We start from the raw sequence: 19,145 nt of genomic DNA, 5'->3' as shown, positions 1-19,145 counted from the left end.
CGCGGCTTTACTCGGCCGCCAGCAGCGATTCCGCCCCGCCCAGATCGACCGATACCAGACGGCTCACCCCCTGTTCGATCATCGTCACGCCGAACAGCCGGTGCATGCGGCTCATCGTCACCGCGTTGTGCGTGACGATCAGATAGCGGGTCGCGGTTTCCTGCGTCATCGCGTCGAGCAGGTCGCAGAAGCGCTCGATATTGGCGTCGTCGAGCGGGGCGTCGACTTCGTCGAGCACGCAGATCGGCGCGGGGTTGGTCAGGAACAGACCGAAGATCAGCGCGACCGCGGTCAGCGCCTGCTCGCCGCCCGAGAGCAGGGTGAGCGACTGGAGCTTCTTGCCCGGCGGCTGCGCCATGATCTCGAGCCCGGCTTCGAGCGGATCGTCCGAATCGACCAGTTCGAGATGCGCCTGCCCGCCATTGAACAGCGTCGTGAACAGCCGGCGGAAATGCCCGTCGACTGCCTCGAACGCGGCGAGCAGGCGCTGGCGCCCCTCGCGGTTCAGCGTGCCGATCGAGCCGCGCAGCCGGTTGACCGCGAGGCCCAGTTCCTCGCGCTCGGCGGCATTGCCGACACTGGCGGCTTCCAGCTCGGCCAGTTCGGTTTCCGCGACGAGATTGACCGGGCCGATCCGCTCGCGATCGATCAGCAGCTTGTCGTGCGCGGTCGATTCATCCTGGGGCTCGCCGACCTTATCCGCCTCGAAGCCGATCCGTTCCGGCAACAGCACCGACGGACAATGGAAACGCTCGCCCGACAGGCGGTTCATCTCGAGTCGCCGGGCTTCCTGATTGTCCGCGCGCGCCGCGGCGCCGGCCCGGGCCTCGCGCGCTTCGGCCAGGGTCTCGGCCGCGGCGCGTGCCGCCTCTTCGGTCAGGCGCAGCGCCACCTCCGCCTCGCGCTCGGCGGCCATCGCCGTCTCCGCTTCGGCGCGCAGCGTGCCATGCGCCTGCTCCAGCCCGGCGATCTCCGCGGCGAGCTGGGCCGGCTTGTCGGCCAGCGTCTCCGCTTCGGCCGCCAGGTCGGCATCGCGCCTGTCCATTTCGGCGATGCGCCGCGCCGCCTCGCCCGCGCGGTTCTTCCAGCCCTTGCTCTCGGCATTGCCCGCCGCGAGCCGCTCACGGTCCTGCCCGATCGCGCGCTCCAGCGCGCCGCGATCGGCCCGGGCCGTGGCGACGATGGTGCGCTTGGCCTCGGCCTCGCCCGACAGGATCTGCACGCGCTCGCGTGTCGCGCTGCCATCGGGGAGCGCCGCCTTTACCGCCGCCGCGCGCGTTACCTCGCCCTGTGATTCCTCATGCTCGGCGACGATGCGCTGGCGGCGCGTGTCGAGATCGGCGCGCTGCGCTTCGATCCGTTCGATCTGGGCAGCGGCACGGTCCTCGGCACGGGCGGCATCGCGGGCATTGGTCTCCGCCCCTTCGAGCAGCCGCCGCGCATCGACTGCCGCACGGCGCGCCTCGGCGATCGCTTCGTCGATCCGGGTCAGCTCGGCATCGCAGGCATCGACCGCGCGTACCGCCGCAGGCCGCGCCGCCTCGATCGCGCGCAACCGGTTCATCCGCTCCAGCCGCGCCGCCGCCTCCGCCCCGCCTGACCTGGCGACATAGCCGTCCCAGCGCCGCAACAGCCCGGCCATGGTCACCAGCCTTTGCCCGACCGCCAGCGCCTGCCCGCCATCGCTGTCGGCGACGAAGACCTGCGCCAGTCGCCGAGCGAGGGCCGCCGGGGCGTTGACATGAGTCGCCAGGGCGACCGTACCCGAAGGCGCCGAAGGATCGCCCGGTTCGGGCGCGGCCCCGGCCCAATAGCGTTCCGCCTTCGCATCGAGCCCGGCTTCGAGATCGTCGCCCAGCGCCGCCGCCAGCGCGCGCTCATAGCCCGGCGCGGCGCGGAGTTGGTCGAGCAGCCGGTCCTTGCCGTCGCGTCGCGTCGCCTTGGCCAGCGCCGCCGCTTCGCTGTCGAGCGCGCTCAGCTCGGCATGCGCCCCGGCGCGCGCCGATTGCGCGCGGTCGCGCGATCCGATCGCTTCGCGCTCGCTCGCATCCGCCCGGGCCAGCGCGGTGCGCGCCGATTCGATGTGGCGCAGCGCCTGGGCGCGTGTTTCCGCCGCCTTGTTCTTCTCGGCGACCAACGGCGCGGGATCGCCCAGCGCCTTGGCCTCCGCCGTCACCCGGGCGAGATCGCGCTCGCTGCGCTCGGCCCGGGTCCGCGCCGACGCCAGCGCTGCCTCGGCCACCCGCGCATCCGCCGCTTCGCTCGCCTGCGCCGCCAGCGCCTGGGCCAGCGCCACCTCGGCATCGCGCGCGGCGCGCTCGGCCTCGGCCAGCGCGGCATCGAGTTGGGGCGAGCGCGTCGCTGCCTCGGCGATGCGCGACTCCAGCACCTTCGCTTCATCGGCCAGTCGGGCGATCGCCTCGGCCGCGTCACTGGCGAGTGAGCCTTCGCGTGCCCGGTCCTCGGTCAGCCGGGTACGACTGTCGCGCAGCTCGGCCAGGCGGCGTTCGGCCGCGGCATGTTCGGTGCGCAGCGCCGCGAGCCGGTGGCCCGCATCGCTCGCCCGGTCGCGCGCGCCCTGCGCTTCGGCTCGGGCCGCGGCGAGCTTTTCCGTCGCGTCGGCCTGATAGGCCGCGGCGCCGCGCTGCGCCTCGGCCGCGTCGGCGACGCGCGTCCCCGCCGACGCAGCTTCCGCCTTGGCCGCATCCGCCGCCGACGAGGCGTCGCGCCAGCGCGCGAAGATCGTCCGTGCCTCGGCCACCCGGATCTGGTCGGAAAGCTGGCGATAGCGCTCGGCCTGGCGCGCCTGGCGTTTCAGCGCGGCGGCGCGTGCGTCCTGGTCGGCGATCACTTCGTCGAGCCGGGTCAGGTTGGCTTCGGTCGCGCGCAGCTTCTGTTCGGCATCCTTGCGGCGAACGTGCAGGCCGGCGATGCCCGCCGCCTCTTCCAGCATCGCGCGGCGCTCGGCCGGCTTGGCGGCGATCACCGCGCTGATCTTGCCCTGGCTGACCAGGGCCGGGCTGTGCGCGCCGGTCGCCGCGTCGGCGAACATCAGGGCGACGTCCTTGGCGCGCACGTCGCGCCCGTCGATGCGATAGGCGGAGCCCGCCCCGCGCTCGATCCGGCGGACGACCTCGGTCTCCTCGCCGGTGATCTCGGTCAGGATCGAGACTTCGGCGAAGTCGCGCGCCGGCCGGGTCGAGGTACCGGCGAAGATGACGTCATCCATGCCCGCGCCGCGCAGCGACCGGGCCGAGGTCTCGCCCATCGTCCAGCGCAACGCCTCGAGCAGATTCGATTTGCCGCAGCCATTCGGCCCGACAATGCCGGTCAGCCCGGGTTCGATGCGCAAGTCAGCCGGGTCGACGAAGCTCTTGAAGCCAGTCAGCCTGAGCCGCTTGATCTGCACCGGGCTGACCCCGCCCCGCCGTTACAGCGCGCCCGCTGCCTTGAGCGACGGCTGAAGTCCCTTCCAGTCGGCCACGTTCGGCACGACATCGCCATTGACGATGAAGGTCGGCGTGCCCTGGATTTTGTATTGCTGGTTCGCCGCGTCGGTGTTCTTCGCGACATCCTCCAGCATCTTCGGATCGGCCAGGCACTGGCGCGCCTTGGCGTCGGGCACACCGCGCTGCTTCACGAAATCGAGATAGCCGTAGAATTGCGCGAGATAGGTTACCACCTGCGCCGGCGGCGCATTCTGCAACCGGGCCTGGTCGGCCTCGGGGATCTTATCGGTCTTGCCGATCAGCTGCTGCTGCGAGATCATCATCTGCTCGAGCATCGGGAAAAACTGATTGGGCTCGACGCAGTGGCCGAGCAGCATCGGGCCGATATCGGCCTCGGCATGGATCGGATAGTCGCGGAATTCATAGGAGAGCTTGCCCGAGGCGATCGGGCCGCTCTTCAAAGCGGGAAACCCTTCCGCGTCGAACGCCGCGCAATGCGGGCAGGTGCGCGAGCCATATTCGATCAGCTTCACCGCGGCATTGGGGTTGCCCATGCGATAGCCGCCCTCGGGCGTCTTCTCGACCACATCGGCCCAGGCCTTGCCGGCCGGCGCCGGAACGGCCGCGACAGGCGCGGCGGCGGGGGCGCTGCTGTTGCCGCCGGTCCCGCCCGAACCGCAGCCGGCGAGGATCAGGGCCGGCAGGACGGCATAGGCAATGCGGAATTTCATGGGGAGTCTCCGTTGTGAAATCTTGGATTATTTAGCGCCGACCGCGCGCAGGCTCTTCTCCAGCACGGACCATTCGGTCGTGTCGACGGTCTTGCCGTTGACCTCGAACGCCGGCGTGCCGTGGATCTTCGCCCAAGAGGCATCGGTGTTCTTCACCACCACCGCCATCTCGGCGTCATTGGCCAGGCAGGCGGCGATCGTCGCATCGGTCATGCCCCGCGCCCGCACGATGTCGCTCAGCCCAGATCCGTCGGCCAGCGCCTGGAGCTGCGCCGGCTGCGGCCGGGTCGCCAGGCGCGCGGCATTGGTCGCCTCGAAGCGCGATCCGCGCGTGACCCAATCCTCCTGCGCGGCGAACATCGCATCGGTCGTCTCGAAGAAGCGCCGCTGCCCCGTGCACCGCGCGAGCAGCGCGGCGGTCAGGTCGAGCCTGTCGCGCACGGCGTTGCGCAGCTCGACACTGGTCGATCCGGACTTCACCATCTGCCCGCGCAGGCCAGCCGCCGATTCGGCGATGAAATGGCCGCAATGCGGGCAGGTATAGCTGACATATTCGACCAGCTTCACCTTCGCGTTGGGATTGCCGATGACATAGCTGCCGTTCGCCGACTTCGTCACGGTGGCCCGCCAGTCGCGCGCCTGGGCCAGGGCGACGGTTCCGAACCCGAGCAGCGCGATCAGCGCGAGCAACATGCGTAGATGCTTCATCATTCCTCCGGCTGGCCGACCACCGGCGCTCCGCGCGTCGCGGCGACACCCGCCGCCAGCGCTTCGAGCACCGCCTTCAATTCAGGATCCGCAATGGTGCGCAGGCTCGCCCCCAGCTCGACCGGGATCGGCTTGAGCGACGGCGGTGCGGCGCGCGGGCGCGGTGCCGCGACATCGCCCTGGCGGATATTCACTCGCGACACCGCGCCATAGCCGAAGAAGCGATTGACCCGCTCGACGATCTCCGGCGCGATATGCTGCATCATCGTGGCATGCGCGCCGCGCACCACCAGGTTGAGCGTGCCTTCCGTGCGTTGCCCTTGCGGGAACTTGATTGATTCGGGTGCCGAGACGCCAGCATAACGGCTGCCGACGATTTCCGGCCAGCGACTGACGATCGCGCTCTGCACGAAGCCGAACTTGCGGAACGCGGCGCGCCCGACATCGGGCAGCAGCTCGGAGACCGCGCGCGCACGACCGCCGCGCGGCTTTTCCGCTTTAGGTTCGGGCCTGGGAGCGGGGACGCGCTTGCTCATTATCCTGTCCATGCCATAGCGATGCCGTGCCCGCCAAGCTTCCTTCCGACATCGCCGACATGCTGCTTGCCTGGTACGACCTGAACGCACGCCGTCTGCCATGGCGCAGCCCGCCCGGAACGCCCCGCGCCGACCCCTATCGAGTGTGGCTGTCCGAGATCATGCTGCAGCAGACGACGGTGGCGACGGTCCGCCCGCGTTTCGAGGAATTCGTCGCGCGCTGGCCCGATGTCGAGTCGCTGGCCAGCGCGAGCGACGCCGACCTGATGGCGGCCTGGGCCGGGCTCGGCTATTATGCCCGCGCCCGCAACCTGATCGCCTGCGCTCGGGCCGTCGTCGCAGGGGGCGGCCAGTTTCCGGCCACGGAAGACGGCCTGCGCGGCCTCCCCGGTGTCGGCGCCTATACCGCCGCCGCGATCGCCGCCATCGCCTTCGGAGAACGCGCGGTGGTGGTCGACGCCAATGTCGCCCGCGTCGTCGCCCGCCTGTTCGCGATCAGCGCGCCCCTGCCCGGCGCCATGCCCGAAGTTCGCGCCGCCGCCGACTCGATCACGCCCGACGCCCGCGCCGGCGATTTCGCCCAGGCGATGATGGATCTCGGCTCGGCGATCTGCACCCCGCGCGGGCCCCACTGCCTGATCTGCCCGCTTGCCCCCTCCTGCCGCGCCTTCGCTTCGGGCGAGCCGGAGCGTTTCCCGGACAAGAAGGCCAAGGCAGCCAAGCCGCAACGTTACGGCACGATCTTCTGGGCCGAGCGCGACGGCCAGGTCCTGCTGGTGCGCCGCCCACCCAGGGGCCTGCTCGGCGGCATGCGCGCGCTCCCGACCGGACCCTGGTCCCCCGCCCCGCCCGGGTTGGAGGAACCGCCGATCGCCGCCGACTGGGCGATGCGGAATGAGACGGTCGTTCATGTCTTCACGCATTTTCGCCTCGAACTCGCGCTTGCGGTCGCGCGGCTCCCGGCGCATTCGAGCAGCGGTGACAATTGGGGCGAGTGGTGGCCGATAGCCGATATCGAATCGGCGGGGTTGCCAACCGTCTTCGCCAAGGCAGCGGACGCGATCAGGAGAGCGGCATGAGATTTCGGGCATTGGTATCCGGCAGCATATTGATCGCACTCCTGGCCGGCGGGGCCTTCGCCTATGAGGCGGCACCCCAGGCCCAGCTTGCCGCGCCGGCCAGCCAGTCCGCCCTTCCCGCCACGCAGGCGCTGTTCGATTCCTATGTCGCGACCGGCAAGATACCCGGCATCGTCGGCGCGTTCGGCGCGGGCGACCTGCCGACCGTGTTCGTCAGCGCGGGGAAGATCTCCGACTACCCGAATGCCGCTGCGGCCGGCCCCGACAGCCTGTGGCGCGTCTATTCGATGACCAAGCCGATCACCGCCATGGCCGCGATGATCCTGCTCGAGGAAGGCAAGATCCGGCTCGACCAGCCGGTCAGCGACTTCATTCCCGCCTTCAAGACGATGCGCGTGCAGATCAGCCCGGATTCGCTCGCGAGCCGCCCCGCCGCCCGCCCGATCACCATCCGTAACCTGCTGACTCACACCGCCGGCCTCGGCTATTCGATCATCACCAAGGGGCCGCTGCTCGACGAATATAACCGGCTCGGCCTCACCCCCGGCGCGCTCAGCGTGTCGCTCGACCTCGCCGCGCGGAAAACCCGCCCGCCCACGCTCGAGGCCTTTGCCGACCGAGTCGCCGAGGCCCCGCTGATCGCCGATCCCGGCACGAAATGGAGCTATTCGATCGGGCTGGACGTGATGGGCCGGGTGATCGAGGTCGCGGGCGGCATGCCCTTCGACAGTTTCGTGCAGAAACGCATCTTCGATCCGCTGAAGATGACCTCCAGCTACTGGACCGTCCCGCAAAGCGAGGTCGGGCGCTTCGCCACCAACTACATCTTCCAGCGCGAGGCGATGAAACAGCTTTCAGCCGGCCGCCCGGTCGATGTGTCGCGGATCGACGAAAAGGCCCGCCTGCCGATCGATCCGGCGGCCAGCTCGGTCTGGCTCTCCCCGCCGAGCTGGCCTTATGGCGGCGCCGGGCTGGTCATGTCGGCGCGCGATTATGATCGCTTCCTCCACGCGCTGCAGGACGGCGGCACACTCGACGGGGTGCGCGTGCTGAAGCCGGAGACCGCCGCGCTGATGATGTCGAACCTACTGCCCCCGGGCGTCACCTACACGCCGACCCCGGACGGCACCGGCCCCGCGCCGCTGACCGGCTATGGCGCGGGTGGCTCCGTCTATCTCGCGGACAAGCCCGGCGGCCCGGGCAAGGGCACCTATGGCTGGGGCGGCGCCGCCGGCACGACCGGCTGGGTCGACCCCGCGCGGCACATGCGCGGGACGATCATGGTCAATTATTTCCCGGCCGAGCAATGGCCGGTACGCAGGGAAACCGTGGCCGCCCTGATGACCGATTTCGCCCGCTACAAATGAGCTTCATCCCATGATCGCACCAGGCTTCACCGGCGGCACACTCGACCGGGCCGATCCGCTTCGCCAAGACCCGGAGGCGCTTGCCGCCGCGACGGGCGACTGGCGCGCCCGACTGCTCGTGCTCAACGATTTCGAGCCCGAGCTGGACGGCGAGGGCCGGCTGGTGTGGACCAACCTGGCCGATGCGCCCGAGGGATCGGACCTGCTGCTGCTCGGCCTCGACAACGGCAAGCCCCATTTTGCCGCGCTGACCCCGGGCATGAAACCGCCCGCTGGCCGCCCGATGCGCATGTTCGGCCTGCTCGACCGCATCGCGCCGGGCGAGGCGGCAACCTATGCCGCCGCGCGCAGCCTGCTTGACTGGCACACGCGCCACCGCTTCTGCGCCAATTGCGGTACCCCGACCGAGATCTACCGCGCCGGCTGGGGCCGCAAATGCCCCAATTGCCATGCCGAGCATTTCCCCCGCGTCGACCCGGTGGTGATCATGATCGCCGAGCATGACGGCCGCGCGTTGCTCGGCCGCCAGCCCGGCTGGCCGGCGGGACGCTATTCGGCGCTGGCCGGATTCCTGGAGCCGGGCGAATCGATCGAGGAAGCCGTCGCGCGCGAGACCCTGGAAGAAGCGGGCGTGCGCGTGACCGACATCCGCTACATCGCCAGCCAGCCCTGGCCCTTCCCGTCATCGCTGATGATCGCCTGTATCGGCATGGCCGAGGACGATGCGCTGACGATCGACAAGCACGAGCTGGAGGACGCGATCTGGGTGTCGCGCGAGGAAGTGCTCAGGGTGCTGGCCGGCGGCGAAGGCGCGTTCCTGCCGCCACCGCCTTATGCCATCGCGTTCACGCTGCTGACGGAGTGGGCGAACAGTTGATCCTCGCCGGCACGGGGAGGGTCAAGATTACCCGCGCGCCCGAGCCTGCCGGTACGTCCCCAGCACCCGCACCCATTTCGCATGGAAACCCAGCTCGGCCAGCGCATTGTCCAGCCCCGGGTCGCCCGGCTTGCCCTCGACATCGGCATAGAATTCGGTCGCCGCGAAGGTGCCGCCGCGCTGATAGCTTTCCAGCTTGGTCATGTTGACGCCGTTGGTCGCGAAGCCTCCCATCGCCTTGTACAGCGCGGCGGGCACGTTCTTCACTTCGAAGATCAGCGTCGTCATGAACGGCCCGTCGCCGATCGGCGCATGGCCGGCGCGCGCCAGCACCAGGAAGCGCGTCGTGTTGTGGTCGGCATCGGCAATGCCGTCGCACAGCACGTCCAGGCCATAGATCGGCGCGGCCATCGGCGGGGCGAGCGCGGCCAGATGGGGGTCGCCCTTCTCCGCGACCAGCGCCGCGGCGCCCGCGGTATCGGGATAGGCGATCGGCACGATGTTCCGCTCGCGCAGCCAGTGGCGGCACTGGCCGAGCGCCTGGGGATGGCTCGTCGCCTCGCGCACATCCTCCAGCCTGCCCGATCCCATCAGCGCATAGTGAATCGGCAGGAAATGCTCGCCGGTGATGACCAGGCCCGATTCGGGCAGCAGGAAATGCATGTCGGCGACGCGGCCGTGCAGCGAATTCTCGATGGGGATGATCGCGCAATCGGCGCGGCCGTCGCGCACCGCGTCGATCGCGTCGGCGAAGTCGAAACAGGGCAAGGGCAGGCAATCCGGGAAGGCCTGCAGGGCGGCGATATGGGAATTGGCGCCGGGGGCGCCCTGAAAGGCGACGGCGCGCTCGGGGTGCGCCGCGGCTTCGTCGATCATGCGCGCGACGATGGGCCGCGCGGGGGCTGCGAAATTGTCCATGGAGCGGCGCGCTTACCGGCGCGTTTGTTCTTGCACAAGCGCGGCTTGCGGTGACGCTCCACCGAATCTAAAGGGAGCCGACTTTCCGACAGGGGCAACTTGGCAATGGACAATCGGACGAACACGATCGCGGGCTGGGTGCTCGGCGCATGCGGCGTGGCGCTGGGGCTTTCGATCGTGGGCGGCATGGTGTTCCAGCCGCATCATCTCGAGAAGATGGGCTACCCGATCGAGGGTGTCGCCGAAGAGGACGCCGGCGGCGGCGCGGCCGCCGTGCCGATCGCGACGCTGATGGCGACCGCCGATCCGGCGAAGGGCGCCGAGGTGTTCAAGAAGTGCGCCGCCTGCCACACGATCAACCAGGGCGGCCCGAACGGTGTCGGTCCGAATCTCTACGCCACGCTGGGTGAGGCGATCGCGCAGGGCAAGGGCGGCTTCGCCTTCTCCGACGCGCTGAAGGCCAAAGGCGGCAAGTGGGATTTCGAGGCGATGAACACCTGGCTGACCAGCCCGCGCGCCTTCGCCTCGGGCACCAAGATGACCTTTGCCGGCCTCGGCAACCCGCAGGACCGCGCGAATGTGATCGCCTATCTCAACCAGCAGGGCTCGAACCTGCCGCTCCCGGCGGCACCCGCCGCGGGTGCCGCGCCCGCCCCAGCCGAAGGCGCGGACGCCAATGCCGCCGCCCCGGCCGCCGCGAATCTCTCGGAAGGTGCCGCACCGGCCACCGGCGCGCCGTCGGTCGATCCGAACGCCGCGATCCAGGCCGAAAAGAAGAAGTAAGCCGCTTCTTCGGCGCGCGCCGGAGTTCGGATACGAAAAAAGGCCGTGCCGAGGGGCGCGGCCTTTTTTGTTTTTGCCGGAAGCTTCGATCAGACGAAGACGGTGCGCAAAAACCCATCCGTTCGTCCTGAGTAGCGGCTGAGCTCGTCGAAGACGCGTATCGAAGGACAGTTGGAGCACGTAACACCTGTCCTTCGATACGCCATTTCGACAAGCTCAATGGCTACTCAGGACGAACGGAGGGCATGTCACTCCGCCTCGTCCGCCGGCTCCTGATAGAAGTCCTGCACGACCTTCCACGCCTCTTCCGCCGTCTCGACGAAGGTGAAGATGTTGAGGTCGCGCGCGGAGATCACGCCTTCCTCGACCAGCGCCTCGAAATTGACCACGCGGTTCCAGAAGTCGCGGCCGAACAGCAGCACGGGGATCGGCTTGATCTTGCCGGTCTGGATCAGCGTCAGCAGCTCGAACAGCTCGTCGAACGTGCCGAATCCGCCCGGAAAGGCGGCGAGCGCGCGGGCGTGCAGCAGGAAGTGCATCTTCCTGAGCGCGAAATAGTGGAACTGCATGCTCAGCGACGGCGTCACATAGGGGTTCGGCGCCTGCTCGTGCGGCAGCACGATGTTGAGCCCGATCGATTCGTGGCCGGCCTCCGCCGCGCCGCGATTCGCCGCTTCCATGATCGACGGACCGCCGCCCGAGCACACCACGAAGTGGCGCTTGCCTTCCTCGTCGCGCGGGCAGGCGCTGGCGAGCTGGGCGAGCTCATAGGCGACATCGTAATATTTCGACTTGGCGACCAGGCTCTTTGCGATGCGGATCGCGTCCTCGCCCTGGGCCAGCTCGAGCAGCGCCCTGGCCTTGGCCGGCTCGGGGATGCGCGCGGAACCGTACATCACGAAGGTGGAGGCGATGTTCGCCTCGGCCAGGATCAGCTCGGGCTTGAGCAGTTCGAGCTGGAAGCGGACGGGCCGCAGATCCTCGCGCAGCAGGAAGTCCATGTCCTGGAAGGCGAGGCGATAGGCCGGGTTTTCGGTCTGGGGGGTGCTGATCCCGGCATTGGCGGTTTCGGCATCCTGGCGAGCGCGCGGAAAGACCCGCGACGGTACATGTGTCTCTGTCATTTGATCAGGCCCTAGCGGAAAAACGCCCGAAGATGAAGCTTAGCGGCAGAAACGCGCGCGGTCGTTTTCGAGATGCAGATGGTTGGCGTGCGCCGCGTTGTAATCCGGGCTCAGCACCGTGCCGAAGCGCTTGCAGGCGGAATTGTGAATCGCCTGCAGGAAGTCGCGGACGCGCGAGTCGTCGGATCGCCAGCCGCTCAGCACCGTGATGCGCCGCCCGTCCTGCAGCACGAAGCCGGAGATATCGACCGCGTTGGCGATGGCATGGCCCGACAGCCGCGCGGCATTGGCGGGGGAGCCGACCACGTTGCGGCAGGCATAGCTGCCCATGCTCTCGACCCGCACTAGGTCGCTACCCAGGATCTGCCGCGCGGCGGGCGCGACCGCGTCGCGTGTCCAGCCGATGAAGGTCCGCGCCAGGCCGCAGCGCATGCCCTTCAGATTGGTCACCGGAACGCCGATGTCGATCAGCTGCACCGCGCCGATCACCTGGCACCCCCCGCCGAAATCGCGGTCGGGCAAGGGGCTGAAGCGGACCTCCTCGCGCGACAGATCGGCGAAGCACGCCTGAGTCTCGCGCGAGGTCGGCAGGTTGAGCGTCACCGGCCGCGCGCCCACCGGCCGCGGCGGCGGCGGACGATCGTCCCCGCGCCCGCACCCGGCGAGCGCCAGGGTTATCGCAATTATCGCTGTCATACGCCCGTGTCGGACCGCGCTACGGGCTTCTCCAGCTGCGCCGTGTGCCCAAAGCGCCCGGCAGAATATTGGATGCACCATATCGACAAACTCCGCACCGCCGCGCCGAGGATTATAGCGCCGACCAGCGAAGGCAATGCAACGCCTGTCGGCATGCGGCGACCAGGTACTTACATTGTCCCGGCGCGCGCGCTTGCCGCAACGCAGCAGAATGAAGATTGACGTAGCGGCGTAAATCGCTAGGGCCGTCAACGGGCCACGCGGTCCCAACGCCGCGCGTGCTCTCTGTAAGGAGAGACTACATGACTGAATACCTTGCGCCTCCGGCGACGAAGCCGACGCGTCCTTATTTCTCTTCCGGTCCCTGCGCTAAGCCGCCGGGCTGGACCCCCGAAAAGCTCCAGACGGAAGTGCTCGGCCGGTCGCACCGCTCGAAGCTCGGCAAGACGCGTCTGCAATACGCGATCGACCTGATGCGCGAGATGCTCCAGCTCCCCGACACCCACCGCATCGGCATCGTCCCCGGTTCGGACACCGGCGCGTTCGAGATGGCGATGTGGACGATGCTGGGCGCCAAGCCGGTCACCGCGATCGCCTGGGAAAGCTTCGGCGAGGGCTGGGTTACCGATGCGGTCAAGCAGCTTGGCCTCGATCCGACCATCCTCCGTGCCGATTACGGCCAGCTTCCCGACCTGACTCAGGTCGACTGGTCGAACGACGTGCTGTTCACCTGGAACGGCACGACCTCGGGCGTGCGCGTGCCGAACGGCGACTGGATCCCGGACGATCGCGAGGGCCTCAGCTTCGCCGATGCGACCAGCGCGGTGTTCGCGTACGATATCCCGTGGGACAAGATCGATGTCGCGACCTTCTCGTGGCAGAAAGTGCTGGGCGGCGAAGGCGGCCACGGCGTGCTGATCCTCGGTCCCCGCGCGGTCGAGCGGCTCGAAAGCTACACGCCGAAATGGCCGCTGCCCAAGGTGTTCCGGCTCGTCTCCAAGGGCAAGCTGACTGAAGGCGTGTTCAAGGGCGAGACGATCAACACCCCGTCGATGCTCGCCGTCGAGGACGCGATCTTCGCGCTCGAATGGGCCAAGGGTCTTGGCGGGCTGCAGGGCCTTATCGCCCGCAGCGACGCCAATGCCGCCGCGCTCGACAGGATCGTCGCCGATCGCCCCTGGCTAGGCCATCTCGCGCTGGACGAGGCCTCGCGGTCGAAGACCAGCGTGTGCCTGACGGTCGAGGGCGCCGACGAAGCGCTGATCAAGAAGCTCGCCGGCCTGCTCGAAGCCGAGCATGCCGCCTATGACATTGCGGGTTACCGCGATGCCCCGGCGGGCCTGCGCATCTGGTGCGGCGCGACCGTCGACGCCGCCGATATCGAAGCGCTCGGTCCCTGGCTCGACTGGGCCTACGCCTCGGTCACCGTCGTCGCCTGACCTTCTTGTGTCCCCGCGAAGGCGGGGACCCAGTCTGGGCTCTCGCCTTCGCGGGAGCACAACCTTCCTGCGATCATGAAAGGCATCACCATGCCCAAAGTCCTCATTTCCGACAAAATGGATCCCAAGGCCGCCCAGATCTTCCGCGAGCGCGGGGTCGAGGTCGACGAGATCACCGGCAAGACGCCCGACGAGCTGAAGGCGATCATCGGCCAGTATGACGGCCTCGCCATCCGCAGCTCGACCAAGGTGACCAAGGATATCCTGGCCCATGCGACCAACCTGAAGGTCGTCGGCCGCGCCGGCATCGGCGTCGACAATGTCGATATCCCGGCGGCCTCCGCCCAGGGCGTGGTCGTGATGAACACCCCGTTCGGCAACTCCATCACCACCGCCGAGCATGCGATCGCGCTGATGTTCGCGCTCGCCCGCCAGCTGCCCGAGGCCGATGCCTCGACCCAGGCGGGCAAGTGGGAGAAGAACCGCTTCATGGGCGTCGAGCTGACCTCGAAGACGCTCGGCCTGATCGGCGCCGGCAATATCGGCTCGATCGTCGCCGATCGCGCCCGCGGCCTGAAGATGAAAGTGATCGCCTATGATCCCTTCCTCACCCCCGAGCGCGCAATCGAGACCGGCGTCGAAAAGGTCACGCTCGAGGACTTGCTCGCCCGTGCCGACTTCATCACGCTGCACACCCCGTTGACCGACCAGACCCGCAACATCCTGTCGGCCGAGAATCTCGCCAAGACCAAGAAGGGCGTGCGCATCATCAACTGTGCGCGCGGCGGGCTGATCGACGAGGTCGCGCTGAAGGCCGGGCTCGATTCGGGCCACATCGCCGGCGCCGCGCTCGACGTGTTCGTGACCGAACCGGCGACCGATTCGCCGCTGTTCGGCACGGCTAACTTCGTCTCCACCCCGCATCTCGGCGCTTCCACCTCGGAAGCCCAGGTCAATGTCGCGATCCAGGTCGCCGAGCAGATGGCCGATTATCTCGTCTCAGGCGGCGTCACCAACGCGCTCAACGTGCCGAGCCTGTCGGCCGAGGAAGCGCCGAAGCTGAAGCCGTACATGGCGCTGGCGGAGAAGCTCGGTTCGCTGATCGGTCAGCTGGCGCACGGCGCGCTGTCGGGCATCAACATCGAGGTCGAGGGTGCGGCCGCGGCGCTCAACCAGAAGCCGATCACCAGCGCAGTGCTGGCCGGCCTGATGCGGGTGCATTCGGACACGGTGAACATGGTCAACGCGCCGTTCCTCGCCAAGGAGCGCGGCATCGACGTGCGTGAGGTCCGTCACGACCGCGAGGGCGATTACCACACGCTGCTGCGCGTGACGGTGAAGACCGATGCCGGCGACCGCTCGGTCGCGGGCACCTTGTTCGGTGACGCGGCGCCACGCCTGGTCGAGCTGTTCGGCATCAAGGTCGAGGCCGATCTGGTCGGGCATATGCTCTATGTCGTCAACGAGGACGCGCCCGGTTTCATCGGCCGGCTCGGCTCGCTGCTCGGCGAGGAGGGCGTCAACATCGGCACCTTCCATCTCGGCCGCCGTTCGGCCGGTGGCGAGGCAGTGCTGCTGCTCTCGGTCGACGAGCCGGTGACGCCCGAGCTGATCGCCAAGGTCCGCGCGCTGGCCGGCGTGAAGACCGTGATGGGGCTGTCGTTCTGAACCAAAACCTCCCCGTTCGTCCCGAGCCTGTCGAAGGACTGTTCTTTCTTCCCCGGAAGGAAGTACAGGGCTTCGACAAGCTCAGCCCGAACGGGCGTTTTGGATCTCTTTCCCGGCCATGACTCATGCCCTGCTCCCCGAAGGTTTCCGCGACCGGTTGCCCCCGTTCGGCGATGCCGCCGCGCGTCTCGAAGCGGCAGTGCTGGGAGCGGCCTATGCGCATGGCTATGAGCGGGCCGACCCCGCCCTGGCCGAGTTCGAGGCAGGCTTGGCTGGCCGACTGAAGGCGGCACGCGCGCAGGACGCGGTACGCTTCGTCGATCCGGTGTCGCAGGCGACGCTCGCCATCCGGCCCGACATGACCGCGCAGATCGGCCGAATCGCCGCGACGCGCATGGGGCATCATCCGCGCCCGGTGCGCCTGTCCTATGCCGGCCCGGTGCTGAAGCTGCGCGCCTCGCAGCTCAGCCCGGAGCGCGAGCTGCGCCAGATCGGCTGCGAGCTGATCGGCCTCGACACCGTTGCCGCCGCGAAGGAAATCGTCGGTGTCGCGGTCGAAGCGCTGGAAGCGGCCGGCGTGCGCGGCATTTCGATCGATTTCACGCTGCCCGACCTCGTCCCGATCCTGGCGGATGGTCCGCTGCCGGTCGAACCCTGGCTGATCGAGCAGCTCCGCGACCGGCTCGACGCCAAGGATGCCGGCGGCGTCGCCGAAATCGCACCGGCCTATCTCCCGCTGATCGAGGCGGCGGGCCCGTTCGAGACGGCGCATGACCGGCTGTGCGCCTTCGATGTCGGCGGCGCACTGCGCTCGCGGCTCGATGGGCTGTGGCAGATCGCCTCCGGCCTCAAGGGCCGCACCGCGCTCACGCTCGACCCGACCGAGCGGCACGGCTTCGAATATCAAACCTGGCTCGGCTTCTCGATCTTCGCTGACGGCGTGCGCGGCGAGATCGGGCGTGGCGGCAGCTACACCATCGTCCATGAAGACGGCAGCGAAGAGGCCGCGACCGGTTTCTCGCTCTATGCCGATGCCATCGTGGCGGCCGGGCTGGCCGATGTCGACCGGCGGCGCCTGTTCGTGCCGCTGTATACCGACCCCGCCGTCCCGGCCGCGATGCGGGCGCAAGGCTGGGTCACCGTCGCCGCGCTCGAAGCAGGCGATACGCCCGAGGCACAGCTCTGCACGCATATTTTGGTGGAAGGCGCGGCGCGCGCGCTCTAGGCGCCGCACCGTCCCGATCGAAGGAACTCAGTTTTGGCAAATGTCGCAGTAATCGGCGCCCAATGGGGCGATGAGGGCAAGGGCAAGATCGTCGACTGGCTCGCCGAGCGCGCCGACATGGTCGTGCGCTTCCAGGGCGGTCACAATGCCGGCCACACGCTGGTCGTCGGCGAAAAGGTCTACAAGCTGTCGCTGCTGCCTTCGGGCATCGTGCGCGGTACGCCTTCGGTGATCGGCAATGGCGTGGTGCTCGATCCCTGGGCACTCAAGGCCGAGGTCGAGAAACTGGCCGGCCAGGGCGTGACGATCACCCCCGAGACATTGATGATCGCCGACAATTGCGCGCTGATCCTGCCCTTCCACCGCGATCTCGATTCGCTGCGCGAGGATGCCAGCGGCGCGGGCAAGATCGGCACCACGCGGCGCGGCATCGGCCCGGCCTATGAGGACAAGGTCGGTCGCCGAGCGATCCGCGTGTGCGACCTCGCGCATCTCGACGCGCTCGATTCGCAGCTCGACCGGCTGACCGCGCATCACGACGCGCTCCGCGCCGGTTTCGGCGAGCCGCCGATCGACCGCGCCGCGCTGGTCGAGGAGCTGCGCGCGATCGCCGATTTCGTGCTGTCCTTCGCCAGGCCGGCCTGGCGCGACCTCAACCAGGCGCGTGCGCGCGGTCGCCGCATCCTGTTCGAAGGCGCGCAGGGCGTGCTGCTCGACGTCGATCACGGCACCTATCCCTTCGTTACCTCGTCCAACACCATTTCGGGTACCGCAGCCGGCGGGTCCGGCCTCGGGCCGAGCGCGGTCGGTTTCGTGCTGGGCATCGCCAAGGCCTATACGACCCGCGTCGGCTCCGGCCCCTTCCCGACCGAGCTCGAGGACGCCACCGGCGAGCGGCTGGGCGAGCGTGGGCATGAATTCGGCACCGTCACCGGGCGCAAGCGCCGCTGCGGCTGGTTCGACTCCGTTCTGGTGCGGCAATCGGCCGCGGTCGGCGGCATCACCGGCATCGCGCTGACCAAGATCGACGTGCTCGACGGCTTTGACGAAGTGAAGATCTGCGTCGGCTACACGCTGCGCGGCGAGACGCTCGACTATTTCCCCTCGCATGCCGCCGATCAGGCAGCGGTCGAGCCGATCTACGAGACGATGCCGGGCTGGCAGGAATCGACCGCCGGCGCGCGGAGCTGGGCCGATCTGCCCGCTCAGGCGATCAAATATATCCGCCGCATCGAGGAGTTGATCCATTGCCCGGTGGCACTGGTGTCGACCAGCCCCGAGCGTGAGGACACCATCCTCGTGCGGGATCCCTTCGCGGATTGATCGGCAAGGACCGGGCGCTCAGCGCCCGGTCTGGGCCCGGTGCAGCAGTTTCTGGTCGGCCAGGACGAGCGCGACCATCGCCTCAACCACCGGTGCGCCGCGGATACCGACACAGGGGTCATGGCGGCCCTTGGTCATGATCTCGGTCGCTTCGCCGCTACGGGTGATGGTTTCGACCGGGGTCAGGATCGAGCTGGTCGGCTTGAACGCGACGCGGACGCGGATCGGCTGGCCTGTGGCGATGCCGCCGGCAATGCCACCTGCGTGATTCGCCAGGAATTCGGGGCCGTCGACACCCGGCCGCATCGCATCGGCATTCTCTTCGCCGCGAAACGTCGCCGCTTCGAAGCCGTCACCGATCTCGATACCCTTCACGGCGTTGATGCTCATACAGGCCGAGGCGAGTTCCGCGTCGAGCTTGGCGTAAAGCGGGGCGCCCCAGCCGGCCGGCACGCCGGTCGCCTCGCACGCGATGACAGCGCCGAGCGAGGAGCCCGCCTTGCGCGCGCCGTCGACCAGCGCCTCCCAGCGCGCAGCCGCTTGGGCATCGGGGCAGAAGAATGGATTCGCGTCGATCTGGTCGGGATCGAAATTGGCCGGATCGATCCGGTCGCCGCCGATCGCCTCGACCCAGGCGCGGATGCGCACCTCGGGGATGACCAGCCGCGCCACTGCACCCGCTGCCACCCGTGAAGCGGTTTCGCGGGCGGAGGACCGCCCGCCGCCGCGATAGTCGCGAAAGCCGTATTTGGCGTCATAGGCATAATCGGCATGGCCTGGGCGATAGGCCTCAGCGACCTCCGAATAGTCCTTGGAGCGCTGGTCGACATTCTCGATCATCAGGCTGATCGGCGTGCCGGTCGTCTTCCCTTCGAACACGCCGGACAGGATGCGGACCTGGTCGGGCTCCTGCCGCTGCGTGGTGAAGCGCGAGGTACCGGGGCGGCGCTTGTCGAGGAACGGCTGGAGATCGGCTTCTGAGATGATCAGCCCGGGCGGGCAGCCATCAACGACGGCGCCAATGGCCGGGCCATGCGACTCGCCCCAGGTGGTGAAGCGGAAGACGTGACCGAAGCTGTTGAGACTCATTCCAAACCCTCTCCCGGCGGGAGAGGGAGGGGCCCATGCGAAGCATGGGAGGGTGAGGGTGACCCGCTCGACCCGACATGCTCGACCATGGACCGGTCGCCCTCACCCTTCCCACCGCTGCGCGGCGGGCCCC

The 19,145-nt window shown here is 68.6% G+C and carries 16 protein-coding genes; 8 read left to right on the top strand and 8 right to left on the bottom strand.

Annotation, left to right across the window (positions count from 1 at the left end):
* Window positions 1-7: 7 nt before the first annotated feature.
* The 4 genes from smc to ACZ1I5_RS23485 are packed head-to-tail and all read right to left on the bottom strand — an operon-like array spanning window position 8 to window position 5,436.
* Window positions 8-3,409 carry a chromosome segregation protein SMC gene (smc, locus tag ACZ1I5_RS23500; RefSeq protein WP_465171641.1) on the bottom strand — a complete coding sequence of 1,134 codons (3,402 nt, stop codon included), beginning with the start codon at window positions 3,407-3,409 and terminating at the stop codon, window positions 8-10.
* A gap of 21 nt (window positions 3,410-3,430) precedes the next feature.
* Window positions 3,431-4,180: a thioredoxin domain-containing protein gene (locus tag ACZ1I5_RS23495; RefSeq protein ID WP_465171640.1), complete on the bottom strand. Its 750-nt coding sequence runs from the start codon at window positions 4,178-4,180 to the stop codon at window positions 3,431-3,433.
* 27 nt (window positions 4,181-4,207) lie between these two features.
* Complete coding sequence (locus ACZ1I5_RS23490) at window positions 4,208-4,888, bottom strand: thioredoxin domain-containing protein (protein WP_465171639.1); 681 nt, start codon at window positions 4,886-4,888, stop codon at window positions 4,208-4,210.
* Window positions 4,888-5,436 (bottom strand): DUF721 domain-containing protein, encoded by a 549-nt coding sequence (locus ACZ1I5_RS23485; RefSeq protein WP_465171638.1) that lies wholly within the window; start codon window positions 5,434-5,436, stop codon window positions 4,888-4,890. Before ACZ1I5_RS23485 ends, ACZ1I5_RS23490 begins: the two co-directional genes overlap by 1 nt.
* A 47-nt stretch (window positions 5,437-5,483) precedes the next feature.
* Between ACZ1I5_RS23485 and ACZ1I5_RS23480 the strand changes: the two genes are divergently transcribed.
* Genes ACZ1I5_RS23480 through nudC form a run of 3 tightly spaced genes read left to right on the top strand, consistent with a single transcriptional unit; the run spans window position 5,484 to window position 8,747 of the window.
* Window positions 5,484-6,503: an A/G-specific adenine glycosylase gene (locus ACZ1I5_RS23480; RefSeq protein WP_465174035.1), complete on the top strand. Its 1,020-nt coding sequence runs from the start codon at window positions 5,484-5,486 to the stop codon at window positions 6,501-6,503.
* Window positions 6,500-7,870: a serine hydrolase domain-containing protein gene (locus ACZ1I5_RS23475; protein ID WP_465171637.1), complete on the top strand. Its 1,371-nt coding sequence runs from the start codon at window positions 6,500-6,502 to the stop codon at window positions 7,868-7,870. Before ACZ1I5_RS23480 ends, ACZ1I5_RS23475 begins: the two co-directional genes overlap by 4 nt.
* A 10-nt stretch (window positions 7,871-7,880) precedes the next feature.
* Window positions 7,881-8,747 (top strand): NAD(+) diphosphatase, encoded by an 867-nt coding sequence (gene nudC / locus ACZ1I5_RS23470; protein WP_465171636.1) that lies wholly within the window; start codon window positions 7,881-7,883, stop codon window positions 8,745-8,747.
* Window positions 8,748-8,774: 27 nt separating this feature from the next.
* Here the strand turns inward: nudC and ACZ1I5_RS23465 are convergent, their stop codons facing one another.
* Window positions 8,775-9,665 carry a prephenate dehydratase gene (locus ACZ1I5_RS23465; protein ID WP_465171635.1) on the bottom strand — a complete coding sequence of 297 codons (891 nt, stop codon included), beginning with the start codon at window positions 9,663-9,665 and terminating at the stop codon, window positions 8,775-8,777.
* 105 nt (window positions 9,666-9,770) lie between these two features.
* Here ACZ1I5_RS23465 and ACZ1I5_RS23460 point away from each other — a divergent pair, with 105 nt between their 5' ends.
* Window positions 9,771-10,448 carry a c-type cytochrome gene (locus ACZ1I5_RS23460; RefSeq protein WP_465171634.1) on the top strand — a complete coding sequence of 226 codons (678 nt, stop codon included), beginning with the start codon at window positions 9,771-9,773 and terminating at the stop codon, window positions 10,446-10,448.
* Between the two features lie 248 nt (window positions 10,449-10,696).
* Here ACZ1I5_RS23460 and ACZ1I5_RS23455 read toward each other — a convergent pair whose 3' ends face one another.
* Both ACZ1I5_RS23455 and ACZ1I5_RS23450 read right to left on the bottom strand, forming a co-directional pair.
* The gene (locus ACZ1I5_RS23455) at window positions 10,697-11,572 is read right to left on the bottom strand and encodes an LOG family protein (protein WP_465171633.1); all 876 of its coding nucleotides are present in this window, start codon (window positions 11,570-11,572) and stop codon (window positions 10,697-10,699) included.
* Window positions 11,573-11,611: 39 nt separating this feature from the next.
* Complete coding sequence (locus tag ACZ1I5_RS23450; RefSeq protein ID WP_465171632.1) at window positions 11,612-12,268, bottom strand: extensin family protein; 657 nt, start codon at window positions 12,266-12,268, stop codon at window positions 11,612-11,614.
* Window positions 12,269-12,570: 302 nt separating this feature from the next.
* On the opposite strand from ACZ1I5_RS23450, the gene ACZ1I5_RS23445 reads away from it, so the two are divergent.
* From ACZ1I5_RS23445 to ACZ1I5_RS23430, 4 genes are all read left to right on the top strand, one after another.
* Window positions 12,571-13,707 (top strand): phosphoserine transaminase, encoded by a 1,137-nt coding sequence (locus ACZ1I5_RS23445; protein WP_465171631.1) that lies wholly within the window; start codon window positions 12,571-12,573, stop codon window positions 13,705-13,707.
* A 90-nt stretch (window positions 13,708-13,797) separates the two neighbouring features.
* Window positions 13,798-15,375 (top strand): phosphoglycerate dehydrogenase, encoded by a 1,578-nt coding sequence (gene serA / locus ACZ1I5_RS23440; protein ID WP_465171630.1) that lies wholly within the window; start codon window positions 13,798-13,800, stop codon window positions 15,373-15,375.
* A 118-nt stretch (window positions 15,376-15,493) separates the two neighbouring features.
* Window positions 15,494-16,600: an ATP phosphoribosyltransferase regulatory subunit gene (locus tag ACZ1I5_RS23435; RefSeq protein ID WP_465171629.1), complete on the top strand. Its 1,107-nt coding sequence runs from the start codon at window positions 15,494-15,496 to the stop codon at window positions 16,598-16,600.
* 33 nt (window positions 16,601-16,633) lie between these two features.
* On the top strand, window positions 16,634-17,923 hold the full coding sequence (locus tag ACZ1I5_RS23430; protein WP_465171628.1) for an adenylosuccinate synthase: 1,290 nt from the start codon (window positions 16,634-16,636) through the stop codon (window positions 17,921-17,923).
* Window positions 17,924-17,941: 18 nt separating this feature from the next.
* Here ACZ1I5_RS23430 and aroC read toward each other — a convergent pair whose 3' ends face one another.
* Window positions 17,942-19,012: a chorismate synthase gene (gene aroC, locus ACZ1I5_RS23425; protein WP_465171627.1), complete on the bottom strand. Its 1,071-nt coding sequence runs from the start codon at window positions 19,010-19,012 to the stop codon at window positions 17,942-17,944.
* Window positions 19,013-19,145: the final 133 nt, after the last annotated feature.

It is taken from the genome of Sphingomonas sp. BL-S-30, assembly GCF_055521475.1.
The sequence above is the reverse complement of the archived record's forward strand: the minus strand, read 5'-3'. Positions and strand labels throughout refer to the sequence as shown.